A 12,249-nucleotide genomic window follows, 5' to 3' on the forward strand; every position below is an offset into this window, starting at 1 on the left:
CACAGTGTTACAAAAACAAGGGAAAATCTACAATACACATACATACATTGTGGGATTTTTTTGGGCAAAAACAGTATCATAAGCAGGTGCCAATTTCGCAGTGATGATTTATGATGAAATTTCGAGCTTTAGGATTGACTGATGCACCTTTTGCCCATGTGCAAGCCTTGCCATTGGGCGTATCACAGACGCGTTTTCGCGTGTCGGTGCTCATTTGTCTATTGCTGATCGGATTATCATTATCACACGCAGCCGATGCCACGACAGGTTCACAAGCACGCTATCAACGCGTGACCGCCATCACCCCAACCAATCAAGACATCTATCTGACCGTCAGCCAATACGAAATCGCGCTAGTGCAAGTGCTGTCTGAGATCTGCCCACCTGTGCTGAACGAGCGTCAGCGTCTGCGCTTCGATAAAGCCTATAATCGCCAATTGCGCGAGTTCATGCCACGCGCGACCAATCCCCAACAAAGCTTGCGCTTATTATCAGGTCGCCGCGATTATCGTGCGGTATTGCACAATGTCCGCTCGTGGACGGCAAGCTACCCTGCTAGCGAAAACCGCGCCTTGTGCCGTGAATTTGCTGAGATGTCTGTTTAATCTGTTTAATTTTTCTAAATAAATTGCCTGATTTTGTGCGATTGATCATATCTGATTTTTCGCCCCATTGACTGTGGTTTTTTGGTATAATGACCCTTATTTGATCAAAGGGGGTATTATGTACACTTTCAATCGCAGTTTTCCACACACACGCCTGCGCCGTATGCGCGTCTCAGATGGTATTCGCGAAATGGTGCGCGAGACACATCTTGCACCGTGCCATCTGATCGCCCCTGTCTTTGTCATCGAAGGCACGAACCAGCAGCAAGCCATCACAAGTATGCCCAATGTCTATCGCTATTCGATTGATTTATTGATCGGCTATGTGCGTGAACTGTATGCCTCTGGCGTGCGCATGATTGACATTTTCCCTGTGATTGATCCTAGCCTTAAGAGTGCTGATGGTCAAGACGCTTATCATCCAGACACCCTAGCGGTACGCGCCGTCAAAGCCATCAAAGACGCTGTACCTGAGATGATCGTCATGACTGATGTCGCACTTGATCCTTATACCACGCACGGTCAAGATGGCATTATCGATGAGACAGGCTATGTGCTAAACGACATCACCACCGATGCTCTGGTCAAGCAAACTCTTGCCCATGCACGCGCTGGCGCCGATGTCATCAGCCCAAGCGATATGATGGATGGCCGCATTCGTGCCATGCGGGATGCACTAGAATCCGAAGGCTTTGTCAATACTTCAATCATGGCATATTCTGCCAAATACGCATCGGCATATTATGGCCCATTTCGCGATGCCGTCGGCTCATCGGGCAATCTAAAAGGTCATAAAAAACAATACCAAATGGACCCTGCCAACCGCGCCGAAGCCTTGCACGAAGTTGCACTTGACATCGCCGAAGGCGCCGATATGGTAATGGTCAAACCTGGTCAGCCATACCTAGATGTCGCGCGCGAAGTCAAAGACACATTTGGTGTGCCGACTTTTGCTTATCAAGTCTCGGGCGAGTATGCCATGCACATGGCAGCGATCCAAAACGGCTGGCTGACCGATGCGGTGATCTTAGAAAGCCTGATCGGTTTTCGCCGTGCAGGATGTGATGGCATCTTAACTTATTTTGCGCTTGATGCCGCACGAATGCTGGCAGAATGATGATTTGATAAGCTATTTGATATGCCAAATAAGCCAAACCGATATTTGGCATCGTACCTACATTTTTTTATGCAAAATAGCGTTTAAGCACGCCAAAATCATGTTAAAATAGCAAAATCATTATACAATTTATTTCAACCAAATTATCTCAACCTAAGTTTGCCAAGCAAACACAACAAAAGACGGATTTTATTATGACCATCGAAAACGATACCGCGATCACCGACGCGCAGCTGCAAAAACAGCAGTTCGAGCAAGCCGCCCTACATTACCATGAGCATCCACGCCCAGGTAAAATCTCTGTCACCCCAACCAAGCAAATCGCCAACCAACGCGACCTTGCCCTAGCGTATTCACCAGGTGTGGCAGTACCATGTCTTGAAATCGAAAAAGACCCAAAACTTGCTGCCAAATACACCGCACGCAACAACCTGGTCGGCGTCATCACCAACGGTACTGCGGTACTTGGCTTGGGCAATATCGGTGCTTTGGCATCTAAGCCTGTGATGGAAGGCAAAGGTGTATTGTTCAAAAAATTCGCAGGCATCGATGTATTTGACATCGAAATCAACCAAAACGATCCTGATAAATTCATCGAAGCGGTAGCAAGCCTTGAGCCGACTTTTGGCGGTATCAACCTAGAAGATATCAAAGCGCCAGAATGCTTCAAGATCGAGCGTGAACTGCGCGAGCGCATGAACATTCCTGTGTTCCACGACGATCAGCACGGCACTGCAATCATCGCCGCCGCCGCCCTATTGAACGCCCTGAAAATCGTCAATAAAAACATCGCCGACATCAAAGTCGTCTGTTCAGGCGCAGGCGCAGCAGCTATCAGCTGCCTTGAGCTGATCATCGCGCTTGGCGTTACTCGCTCAAACATCTATGTACTAGACTCTCGCGGTGTCGTCACCACTCGCCGTGAAAATCTGGACGAATCAAAACAACGCTTCGCTCAAGATACCGACGCAACCACCCTTGATGAAGTCATCGGTGATGCAGACTTCTTCTTGGGTCTGTCAGGCCCTGGTGTGCTGACCCAAGACATGGTCAAGCGCATGGCAAAAGATCCGATTATCTTTGCCCTAGCCAACCCAACCCCTGAGATCATGCCAGAGCTTGCTCATGCCGCTCGCTCAGATGTCATCATGGCAACAGGTCGCTCTGACTATCCAAACCAAGTGAACAACGCGCTGTGCTTCCCATACATCTTCCGCGGTGCATTGGATGTGGGTGCAACCATCGTCAATGAAGAGATGAAAATCGCGTGTGTCCATGCCATCGCAGCAATGGCACACACTGAAGTGTCAGTCTCAGAGACCGAAAAGAGCAAAAACGCAGGCGCAAGCTTTGGTCGTGATTACCTAATCCCTGGCCCACTTGAGCCAAATTTGATCCTTGAAATCGCGCCAGCAGTAGCAAAAGCTGCGATGGATTCGGGTGTTGCGACATTGCCAATCGAAGACTTTGATGCTTATCGTCAAAAGCTGTCTGAGTTTGTCTATAACTCAGCCTTGGCAATGAAACCTGTCTTCACCCAAGCCAAACGCGATCCAAAACGCATCGTCTATGCTGAAGGTGAAGATCCAAATGTCCTGCGCGCTGTACAGGTCGTCGTCGATGAAAACATGGCTAAGCCAATCTTGGTCGGTCGCCCCGATGTCATCCAAGCACAGATCGATACGCTGGGTCTGCGTCTGACACTTGGCGAGAATATCGAAGTCGTGGATCTGAACAACAATCCAAAACACGAAGAATATTGCCAACATTACCTAAAAAACAACCAACGCCTAGGCATCTCAGAAGAGCTGGCGCGCCGTGATATGCGCCGTAAGAGCTCGCTACTGAGCGCAATGATGGTCGAAATGGGCGATGCTGATGGTATGCTGTGTGGTACTTTCGGTTATTATGATCTGCATCTGAACTACATCCGCCGCGTCATCGGTAAGCGTGAAGGTGTGAGCGACTACTACGCCATGAGCGGTGTCATCATGCAAAACCGCACGCTCTTCATCGCCGATCCGTACATCCACGAAGATCCAACCGCTGAACAGCTGGCTGAGATGACCGTACTTGCCGCCGAAAGCGTACGCAGCTTTGGTGTAGAGCCACGCGTCGCCCTGCTGTCGCACTCTGACTTTGGCACTTCTAGCAAAGAATCGGCAGTGAAAATGCGCCGCGTCTATGAGCTATTGACCAAGATGAATGTGGACTTTGAATTTGATGGTGAAATGCATGGCGATACCGCGCTGGATGCTCGCCTACGCGAAGAAAATCACCCATTCAGCACACTAAACGGCTCAGCGAACCTGCTGATCATGCCGACACTAGACGCTGCCAACATTGCCTTTAACCTAATCAAGGCAGCCACAGGTTCAGCAGCCATCGGCCCTGTCCTGCTTGGTGCAGATAAGCCTGTACATATCCTAGTGCCATCATCGACAGCGCGCCGCATTGTCAATATGACTGCCGTTGCCGTCACCGATGCACAAAAAGCAGCGCAATAATCCACATGCCTGCATCAAATGCCAGCCGAAAGGTTGGCATTTTTTATGCCAAATATATCTGAAACATTTGCAATTTTGCCAAATCTTGTTATAGTAAATCCAAGCTATTTTTGGACAATATTCTTTATTCCTTGGATAATTACTATAATGCAAGTATATTTGGTCGGTGGTGCGGTGCGCGATAGTCTTTTGGGCTTACCCATTAAAGATAAGGACTTTATGGTCGTGGGCGCAGATGCTAAGATGCTTATTGATCAAGGCTTTAGCCAAGTCGGTGTCGATTTTCCCGTATTTTTACACCCACACACGCACGCAGAATACGCTCTAGCGCGCCTTGAACGCAAATCAGGCGCAGGTCACACCGCCTTTAGTGTACACGCAAGCCCTGATGTCACGCTTGAAGACGATCTGATTCGCCGCGATCTTACCATCAATGCCCTAGCCATCGAAGTCAATGGCTTATTTGACGATACGCCAAAAACTGGTGAAGTCGTGGATTATTATGGCGGACTGGCTGACTTGCACGCCAAAGTCCTGCGTCATGTCAGCCCTGCCTTTAGCGAAGATCCGTTGCGGGTGCTACGGGTGGCACGCTTTTATGCTCGATTTGCCCCGCTTGGTTTTAGGATCGCACCCGAGACACAAACACTCATGCAATCGATCAGTGGTGCAGGGGAGCTATCCCACCTAAGCCGTGAGCGCATTTGGAGTGAGACTGCGCGCGCCATCGGTGAATCGCATGGTTATCATTATATCGACTGCTTACACTCGCTGCAGATTTTAGCGGATGTATTGCCAAGCCTAGCGGTGTTATTTACCGATCACGCTATCTATCAGCACACTCTTGCAAGGCTAACAAATGCCTGCCTTGCCAATACTGACCTTGCCACGCGCTTAAGTATGCTGTTTGCTGATTTTGGCGATGATAAAGATGCTCTGAATGACTGCTTAACACGGCTGAATATGCCAAAAGCCCCTGCACAGTTTGTCCATGCCTTTATCAATTATCACAAGATTTTATTAAATATACCTAACATCACCGCTGATGAATTATTAATGCTCATTGAACACACCAAAGCCCATAAAGATGATACCCTGCTGATGTCGCTGTATGATGCTTGTGAAATTTATCAAAATAAATCAATGGCTTATCCAAAGGCATGGCTGCATGATGTCATCACGCGTTATCAAACCATTAGCATGGCAAATATCGATCCAAACTTGACAGGCAAAGCCATTGGCGATGAATTATCACGCCTAAGAAAACAGGCATTGCTCGGGTTATTGGGTAATTTTCAAATGGCAAATTCTTTAAGTATTTTTTAATATCATGACAAAACCAACCAACGCGATGGCATGCACAAATACCGACAAAGCCCCAAAAGTTGCCCTAATCACAGGCGGTGCAAAACGCATTGGCGCTGCCATCACCACTGCCTTACACACCAATGGCTATGCGGTGATTATCCATTATCATCACAGCCAAACAGACGCCATCACACTTGCCGATACACTCAATAGTATCCGCCCCAACTCTGCAAAAATCATCCAGTCAAGCTTAACAATGTCTAATGATAAAGCTACGCTTATGGCGTTTAAAGATGCTTGCCTTGATCTGTTTGGGCGCATTGATGTGCTTGTGCATAATGCATCGAGCTTTTATGCCAGTGATTTGGGTGGCAAGATTGATACACTGTATCAAGATTGGGATGATTTGTTCTTGACTAATGCCAAAGCGCCGCTGTTTTTAAGCACAGTTTTTCAAAATGAACTTAAGAAAAATCACGGCACGATCATAAGCCTGCTTGACATTCATGCCGATGCCAAGCCCTTTGTTGGCTATCCGATTTATAACATGGCAAAGGCAGCACATCGCATGATGGTGCAAAGCCTTGCATTGGAATTTGCGCCTGATATTCGCATCAATGGCGTCGCACCGGGGGTGAATATTTTCCCTGATCATGACCAAAATCCAGAACTTAATAGCCAAACCCAAGCCATTCTCACCGACTCTGTACCGCTCAAATGCATCGGCACGCCCGAAGACATCGCCGATGCGGTGGTGTTTTTGGCAAACAGTCGCTATGTCACAGGGCAAATCATCGCCATCGATGGCGGTCGCGGTTTGACTTTAAAAGGCGGATAGATCAAATTTGGATAACTGTTTGGCTTTTTTTTTGCAAATCCTGAAGCTATTTCCTTAAAATTATTAAGGTTTTAATTGCCCATTTTTTCATCAATTTTTACAAAATAGTGAGTAAAAATCAGCAAATTGACTAAAAACTTGCTGACAAATGACAATTTTTGGGCTAAAATTCACACGAACTTACATGGGTATTGAATGTTGTTACAAATCAGCAATTTTAATACCCATTTTTTCAACCCCTAAACTTTTTTTAATTCTTGGAGCAGATAGCCTAATCGAACCAAATTCAAACGATTGCGTTTGATACGATGAAGCTGTAGTTCTCTTTTGTGTTGGCTGCATTTTGCACACTTAAAAGGAATACCATCGTTGAATACTTCACCTACCCCGAATGTCGCTAAACTAAAGCGAAATCTTGGACTTTGGCACGTCATCATCATCGGTCTTGCCTATATCCAACCAATGACCCTATTTGATACCTTTGGTATGGTATCTCGTGATAGTGGCGGTCATGTGCCAATGTCTTACCTGTTTGCTTTGATTGCGATTTTGCTGACTTCAATCAGCTACGGTCATATGATTCGCGCATATCCATCTTCAGGTTCTGCTTATACCTATACCCAAAAATCAATCAACCCAAGCATGGGCTTTATGGTGGGCTGGTCAAGCTGGCTTGACTATCTGCTATCGCCAATGGTAAACATCATCCTTGCGGTGCTGTACCTAGAAGCACTATTCCCATCAGTGAACCACTGGGTATGGGTGATTGGCTTGACGGCATTGATGACAGGCGTGAACATTTTTGGTTCAAAAGTGGTGGCGTATTTCAACAGCTGGATTGTCTTTGTACAGATTATCGTCATCGCTGTGTTCACCTATCTGATTTATACCAAGCTAAGCATCGGTCTGCACGCTGATGGCACGCTCAAAGAAAACGCTTATGAGCTTTGGAGCTTAAAGCCATTTTGGGATGAGATGACTTCTGTCGGTGCGCTAATCACTGGTGCGACCATCCTATGTTTCTCGTTCACAGGCTTTGACTCTATCTCAAGCCTAGCTGAAGAAACCAAAGATGTCAAAAATACTCTGCCAAAAGCCATGATTTTGACCACGCTGATTGCAGGTATCATCTTTATCATCAGTGCGTATTTTATGCAAACTTTCCTACCAAGCGATCCATCAATCTACTTTGAAGCGGTGGACGAAACTCAAGCAGAAATCCTGCTATTGGTCGGTGGTTCTGCATTCCAAGCAGCTGTTCTAGGCTTTGCGATTGTTACCGTCATGGCATCAGGTATCTCAGCACACGCGGGCGTATCACGTCTGATGTATGTGATGGGTCGTGATGGCGTAATCAGCAAAAAGATTTTTGGTCAAATTCATCCAAAATTCTTCACTCCAGTGAACAACGTATTGATTGCTGGTGCGATTGCTTTGACCGCAGGCTTTATCAGTCTTGAGACTGTTGTTAACCTAATCAGCTTTGGTGCATTGACTGCGTTTAGCTTTGTAAACCTATCTGTCATCTTCCGCTATGCGATCCGTGACAAGATGGTACGCAATGTCAAAGAAATCTTCAGTTATGTCGTCGTACCAGCACTTGGTTTCGTTGCAATCTTCCTAATGTGGCTAGAAGTTGACGGCACGACCTTTAGTGTCGGTCTATTCTGGGCAGCACTAGGCTTTATCTGGCTAGGTATCAAGACTCGTGGCTTTAAAGCACCAGTGCCACAGTACCGTGAAGAAGATGTGTAATTGATCAATCATTAATACACACGACATATCCCCATCGACATCGGTGGGGATATTTTATTGGATAAGCATTTGCATATAAAAAAACCAAGCAATCATACAACTGCTTGGTTTTATCAATGTTCAACCTGCTTAAACGCTCATCTCAACACGCGCACCGATCAAATCTGCAAAATCTTCCAAATCAACGATCTGCTGCTTTAGTTGTGTGCTGAATTTGGCATTTTGTTCATCTTGCTCATCACTTGTGATGTCTTTTGGATACAGTCTTGGTAAGTCCAAAATCTGCCGCACCAATGCCTGCTTCAGCGTATCACGGCGACCCAGATAACGCTGATAAAAGGTGGAATTTAGCAGACTTGCGCCGCCTTGCCCCACCGCATAGATGGTCGCAAGATAATCACGCGTGGTCATGCCGCTGTTTTGTTCGGTCAGATAAGTCTCAGCAATCTTAGCAACTCGTGCCATACGCTCTTTGCGCACTTGATACAGTTCGCCAAATAGCTTGTTCAGCCCTGATGCCGTCGATGACAGCCGCTCTTCAATTTGGTTGAACAAGACCGCACGATGTGGCAAATTCAGTAGCTGCAGCACCAAACGCGCCACGCCTGCCCCTGCGCCATCATCGACATCATTCATCATAAATTTGCGTTTTTCAAAATCAATCAAGATCCGCATCAAAAGCTCATCTTTACTGGCAAAGTGCTTATACAGCGTCCCCTTGGCAAGGTCAAGCTGCATGGCAAGACTGTCCAGTGTCAAATCCCCTTCGCCTGAGTCCAAGAGCAACTGCTCTGCGGTCTGCAAAATGCGAATTTCCCGTTCTTCATATTGCTGCTTACGATTGCTCATGATCGTTTTTTCCATTCAAAATTCGCCTAATTATAGCAAACCTAGCCAATATCCTGCAGTACTTTTTGCATAAGCAAGCGGCAAATACTGAATATAATATTTAGTAATGATACCCCAATTCTGCCAATTTTAGGGCGTAGATAATTTGCAACAAAGTTACAATTTCACCATAAAAATTTGTGAATATTTGTTCACATTTTGCCAAAATTGTGATAGCATAAATCAGTGCGAAATTTATGCCCAAAATCTTATGCCAAGCTTTGCCATTATTAGGTTTGCTTCGGTATCAATTTTCAAATATTTCGGCATAAGCACCGCTATTTTTACAAACCATTTGGAATGCAATTTCGCAGCTTCACATCGGCTTGTCCGCTTATTTTATAGAATATCCATCGTTTATGAGTATCGAACGCAATCCTGAAGCCTTTAAAAATCCACCCATCAACTGGGTGCCTGCTATTGTGCTTTTATCAACCCCTATTCTTGCCATCGTGCTGGTGCCGTGGTATCTGTGGACGCATGGCGTCAATCCTGCTGTTTGGACGGCATTTGCTTTCTTTATGGCATGGACAGGGCTGTCAATCACCGCAGGCTACCATCGTCTGTGGGCGCACAAGGCTTATGATGCACATCCGATTGTCAAATATTTCTTGCTCTTGGGTGCAACTTTAGCGATCCAAAGCTCAGCTTTCGACTGGTGCTCAGGTCATCGCACCCACCACCGCCATGTCGATGATGAATATGAAGATCCGTACTCAGCGCGCCGTGGTTTTTGGTTCAGTCACATGGATTGGATGCTACGCAAATATCCAAGCGGTCAATACGATTATAAAAACATCCCCGATCTAAAAAAAGACAAAGCACTGACCTTGCAGCATAAATACTATGGTTTTTGGGTGGTCGCGACAAACCTGATTGTCGTCGGCATCGCAGGCTTAATTACAGGTGATATGCTTGGCACTTTCTTGATCGCAGGCTTGTTGCGTCTGGTGCTGACCCATCATTTCACTTTCTTTATTAACTCACTGTGCCATATGTTCGGCACGCGTCCTTATACCGATACCAATACCGCGCGCGACAATGGTCTGCTTGCGATCGTGACTTGGGGCGAAGGTTATCACAATTACCATCACTATTTCCAATACGACTATCGCAACGGTGTCAAATGGTGGCAATATGATCCGACCAAATGGTTCATCGCCATTTTGTCAAAAATCGGTCTGGCATCAGATCTAAAACGCGTGGACAATCTGACCATCAAGCACGCCGAAGTCACCATGCAGTTCAAGCGCGCCCAAGAACGCATCGCTAAAGGCGGTGAGCTGACCTTGGATGATCGCCTAAGCGCATTCAAAGATCGCATCACAGCTGAATATGATGAATTCACCAAAACCGTCGAAGAATGGCACGCACTCAAAGCCCAAGCCATTGAGTTGAAAAAAGCAGAATTCGCCAATCGCCTGCACGAAGCTGATGAGAAATTAAAAGCGCAATTTGCTGAAGTGGAAGCCAAAATCCTAGCCCACAGCGCGCGCATTGAGCAAGCCATTATGCAGCTAAAAGGCAAAACCGCCAAAGCATAAAAGCATTTGCGTACATCTTTCTCCACCCTTTATCACTGTTGATAAAGGGTTTTCTTTTTGGGCGGTATCGTTGTTATAATAAGCCAAAAGCCACACTGGATTTGCCATGAAATTTACCACCGACTATCTCAAACACGATGATCGCCTGTATCGCCACATCGCACCACAGCCGCTTGACAACCCCAAGCTTGGGCTGCTCAATCACGATTTGATTAAAAAGCTTGGCTTGGGTGCGCTCAATGATAGCGAATGGACGGATGTCATCAGCGGACGGCTTGAACCTTTAGCAAAGCTTGCGCCACATGGGCTACAGCCGATTGCCATGGCATATGCTGGGCATCAGTTCGGACAGTGGGCAGGTCAGCTTGGCGATGGGCGCGGTCTGCTGATCGCACAGCTACAGGATGATGATGGCAAACTGACCGATCTACACCTAAAAGGCGCAGGTCGCACGCCCTATTCTCGCCATGGTGATGGGCGCGCGATGATTGCAAGCACCGTGCGTGAGCTGCTTGGCGGTCATGCGCTCAATCATCTTGGCGTGCCGTCATCCGATGCCATCGGCTTTGTGGTGTCGGATACGCAGATTCGCCGTGAGTATTTTGAGCGCAGCGCGGCATTATTGCGCGTCAGCGACTGCCATGTGCGACTTGGGCATTTTGAATGGGTGGCGATGTATGCACCTGATTATTTTACAGATTTTGTTCATAAAATCGCCCAAAGCTACTATCCCACACTCTACAATAATGGCACAACCGATGTCACAGCCCTACTCTCTGCCATCGCCCGCAATACCGCGCAGATGATCGCACGCTGGCAGCTTGTCGGCTTTAGCCATGGGGTGATGAATACTGATAATCTCAACATCACAGGCACGACGCTGGACTTTGGACCTTATGGCTTTATGGAAGGTTTTCACCCTGCATGGATTAACAATCACTCTGATCACACAGGCAGATACACTTACCAAAATCAGCCGATGATCGGGCATTGGAATTTGGCAACAGTATTTAGAAAATTTGGACACTTGGTCAGTCAATCCGAGATTGATAACGCCTTGGACGATTATGAAAACACCCTAACCGACAGCTACTATCGCGGACTGCTTGGCAAGCTTGGGTTTGTTATACCAGACGACAAGCCACTTGATGATACCGACGATAGGCTGCATCTTGCTTTTGAATTTTTGGAGATATTACAACAGCATAAACTGGATTATACCAACGGTTTTCGCGCCTTGATCGCGGTAGTAAATGGCGATCAAAACCTTGAAAATACTGATAAAAATCATGCACATGAATACAAATTACTCAGCCAATTCACCTTAAGCCTACCACACGCGCATCACCATCAATGGCACGAATGGCAGCAGAGATATTTATCATGCTTAGCAAAAAATGCGCAGAGTAAAGCTGATACCATCGCACAATTACAGCACGCCAATCCTGTCTATATTCTGCGTAACCACATGGCACAAAAGGCGATTGATTTGGCACTGATGGATGACTTTAGCGAAGTCAAAAGACTGTTTGAATTATTAAAAAATCCTTATCAATCAAACCCTATCTCGACTGCCGATGATACACGCATGGCACTATCTGATGAGCAAGTGGCGGTCAGCTGTATGTCGTGACTTTAGATGGTGAAATTTAAGTCTTAAAATTAAGACATTACAACTGATGATTTT

Annotated in this window: 9 protein-coding genes; 8 read left to right on the top strand and 1 reads right to left on the bottom strand. The window is 46.5% G+C overall.

All coding sequences use genetic code 11. The features are described from left to right. The first annotated feature begins 110 nt into the window (after window positions 1–110). The 6 genes from NGM44_RS02330 to NGM44_RS02355 all read left to right on the top strand — a co-directional run bounded on the left by NGM44_RS02330 (window position 111) and on the right by NGM44_RS02355 (window position 8,130). A complete protein-coding gene (locus NGM44_RS02330; protein ID WP_253224071.1) occupies window positions 111–605 on the top strand; it encodes an MCR_0457 family protein in 495 nt (164 codons plus the stop codon). Window positions 606–723: 118 nt separating this feature from the next. Beyond that, on the top strand, window positions 724–1,722 hold the full coding sequence (gene hemB, locus NGM44_RS02335) for a porphobilinogen synthase (RefSeq protein ID WP_253224072.1): 999 nt from the start codon (window positions 724–726) through the stop codon (window positions 1,720–1,722). 194 nt (window positions 1,723–1,916) lie between these two features. Further along, window positions 1,917–4,229 (top strand): NADP-dependent malic enzyme, encoded by a 2,313-nt coding sequence (locus NGM44_RS02340; protein WP_253224073.1) that lies wholly within the window; start codon window positions 1,917–1,919, stop codon window positions 4,227–4,229. Between the two features lie 147 nt (window positions 4,230–4,376). Next, window positions 4,377–5,555, top strand: coding sequence for a tRNA nucleotidyltransferase (locus NGM44_RS02345; RefSeq protein ID WP_253224074.1), 1,179 nt, complete (start codon window positions 4,377–4,379; stop codon window positions 5,553–5,555). A 4-nt stretch (window positions 5,556–5,559) separates the two neighbouring features. Next, on the top strand, window positions 5,560–6,375 hold the full coding sequence (locus NGM44_RS02350; protein WP_253224075.1) for a pteridine reductase: 816 nt from the start codon (window positions 5,560–5,562) through the stop codon (window positions 6,373–6,375). Between the two features lie 369 nt (window positions 6,376–6,744). Further along, window positions 6,745–8,130 carry an APC family permease gene (locus tag NGM44_RS02355; RefSeq protein WP_253224076.1) on the top strand — a complete coding sequence of 462 codons (1,386 nt, stop codon included), beginning with the start codon at window positions 6,745–6,747 and terminating at the stop codon, window positions 8,128–8,130. 129 nt (window positions 8,131–8,259) lie between these two features. Here NGM44_RS02355 and NGM44_RS02360 read toward each other — a convergent pair whose 3' ends face one another. Further along, window positions 8,260–8,979 (bottom strand): TetR/AcrR family transcriptional regulator, encoded by a 720-nt coding sequence (locus NGM44_RS02360; protein WP_253224602.1) that lies wholly within the window; start codon window positions 8,977–8,979, stop codon window positions 8,260–8,262. A gap of 398 nt (window positions 8,980–9,377) precedes the next feature. On the opposite strand from NGM44_RS02360, the gene NGM44_RS02365 reads away from it, so the two are divergent. Beyond that, a complete protein-coding gene (locus tag NGM44_RS02365; protein ID WP_253224077.1) occupies window positions 9,378–10,562 on the top strand; it encodes a fatty acid desaturase in 1,185 nt (394 codons plus the stop codon). A 106-nt stretch (window positions 10,563–10,668) separates the two neighbouring features. After that, a complete protein-coding gene (locus NGM44_RS02370) occupies window positions 10,669–12,195 on the top strand; it encodes a protein adenylyltransferase SelO family protein (protein WP_253224078.1) in 1,527 nt (508 codons plus the stop codon). Window positions 12,196–12,249 lie beyond the last annotated feature (54 nt).

Origin of the sequence: Moraxella sp. FZFQ2102, from assembly GCF_024137865.1 — a bacterium.
In the GTDB taxonomy this organism is placed as follows: Bacteria; Pseudomonadota; Gammaproteobacteria; order Pseudomonadales; family Moraxellaceae; genus Moraxella.